This window comes from Streptomyces sp. NPDC007162 (genome assembly GCF_040634175.1).
GTDB lineage: Bacteria > Actinomycetota > Actinomycetes > Streptomycetales > Streptomycetaceae > Streptomyces.
This window is the reverse complement of the sequence record NZ_JBEYFC010000961.1, coordinates 1-1,636: the sequence shown is the minus strand read 5'-3', so window position 1 is coordinate 1,636 and position 1,636 is coordinate 1. Positions and strand designations below refer to the sequence as shown.

Sequence of the window (1,636 nt, the reverse complement as noted above, 5' to 3'; positions counted from 1 at the left end):
CGCAGAATTATCTATATGCACCCCTCGTGTAACATGCGACGTGGCGGGGCGAGTCGGGGATCCCCGACTACCGGGGCGAGGGCGGGAGCCTGAGCCGGCACACCCCGATGACCTACCAGGACTTCACCGGGAGCGCCCACGCGCGTCGCCGGTACTGGGCGCGCAGCCACCTGGGGTGGCGCACCTTCGGGCGGGCCCGCCCCAACGCGGGACACCTGGCGGTGGCCGCCTTCGCCCGGGACGCCCGTGTCTCGGGTGTGATCACCCAGAACGTCGACGGCCTGCACCAGGCCGCCGGCAGCGAGGACGTCGTGGAGCTCCACGGCAGCCTGGACCGGGTCGTCTGCCTCTCCTGCCGCGCCTTCAGCCCGCGCCGCGAGCTCGCCCGGCGTCTGGAGGCCGAGAACCCCGGTTTCGACCCGGTGGGCGCCGGGATCAACCCGGACGGTGACGCGGACCTCACCGACGCTCAGGTGGGGGACTTCCGTGTCGTGCCGTGCGCCGACTGCGGGGGCGTCCTCAAACCGGACGTGGTGTTCTTCGGCGAGGCGGTGCCGCCGCAGCGCGTCGAGCGCTGCCGGCGCCTGGTCCGCGAGGCGACCTCACTGCTGGTCCTCGGCTCGTCGCTGACGGTGATGTCCGGGTTGCGGTTCGTCCGGCAGGCGGCGCAGGAGGGCAAGCCGGTGCTGATCGTCAACCGGGACCCCACCCGGGGCGACCCGCACGCCCTCACCCGGGTCGCACTGCCGCTGGGAGCGGCCCTGACCACCGTCGCCGACCGGCTCGGCATCCCGGTCGGCGGGGCGGCCGACTGAGCCCTCCTCCGGCGGGTATCCGCAGCCGTGAGTGAAGGGAGACCTGGCACATGGCAGCCGATGCGAACTCCGCCAGGATCACGGGGAAGGTCCAGGGCCGGGACATCGTCCTGTCCGGGGGCCTGTCGACGGACGAGATCCGGGACACGGTCTGGTGGTGGCAGGGAGACGGCCACGAGTACGACGAATCGTGCACGGATGTGATCGCCACTCTCGGCGGCTACTACCAGGTCCCGCGGGACTCCCGGACCCGCGAGGCCGTCGACCTGGTGAACCTGGTGCACAGCGAGTTGAGCCCGGCGGACTGACTCGACCGGCCGGACCCGCCCGCACCGGGCGACCGGAGCTACGGCCGGCGCCCGGCTCCGGCGTGGTGGTGAATGCGACCTCCAGTGTGGTGCCGGGCCTGTCTCCGTCGGCAAAGTCCACTGGCTTGCGGGAAGGCACGTAGCAGCGATTTGCCAAACCGAGAAGAACTCAGGAGCGAACTGGGCCGACTCTTTCCACCGCAAGGACAAAGTCTGCAAGGATGCCGACTCGAAGCGTGGGGGGAGGTCGCCGTCGGCGGTCCGTCAGTGGGCGTGACCGAGATCGGCGAAGGCGTGGTCCAGCATGTCGACGAAGAAGTCGGCCGCGGCGATGTCGATGCAGAGCGGCGGCTTGATCTTGAGGATGTTGAGATGGTCTCCCGTGGGCTGGACGACCACCCCGAGGTCGAGCATGCGGTCGGCTGCGCCCGGCAGCACGGCCTGGACATCGACTACCTCGGCGGCTGGAACGAACGCGGCTACGACATCGGCTGGTACGAGAAACTGCACGCC

The 1,636-nt window shown here is 70.5% G+C and carries 2 protein-coding genes and 1 pseudogene; all 3 read left to right on the top strand.

What is annotated here, in order from left to right:
* Positions 1 to 50: 50 nt before the first annotated feature.
* A pseudogene (locus tag ABZ646_RS46255) lies at positions 51 to 815 on the top strand (NAD-dependent protein deacetylase); the annotation flags it as partial.
* Between the two features lie 50 nt (positions 816 to 865).
* Positions 866 to 1,123: a hypothetical protein gene (locus ABZ646_RS46250; RefSeq protein ID WP_360533706.1), complete on the top strand. Its 258-nt coding sequence runs from the start codon at positions 866 to 868 to the stop codon at positions 1,121 to 1,123.
* 273 nt (positions 1,124 to 1,396) lie between these two features.
* A partial coding sequence (locus tag ABZ646_RS46245; RefSeq protein ID WP_360533703.1) for a hypothetical protein occupies positions 1,397 to 1,636 on the top strand: 240 nt, incomplete at its 3' end.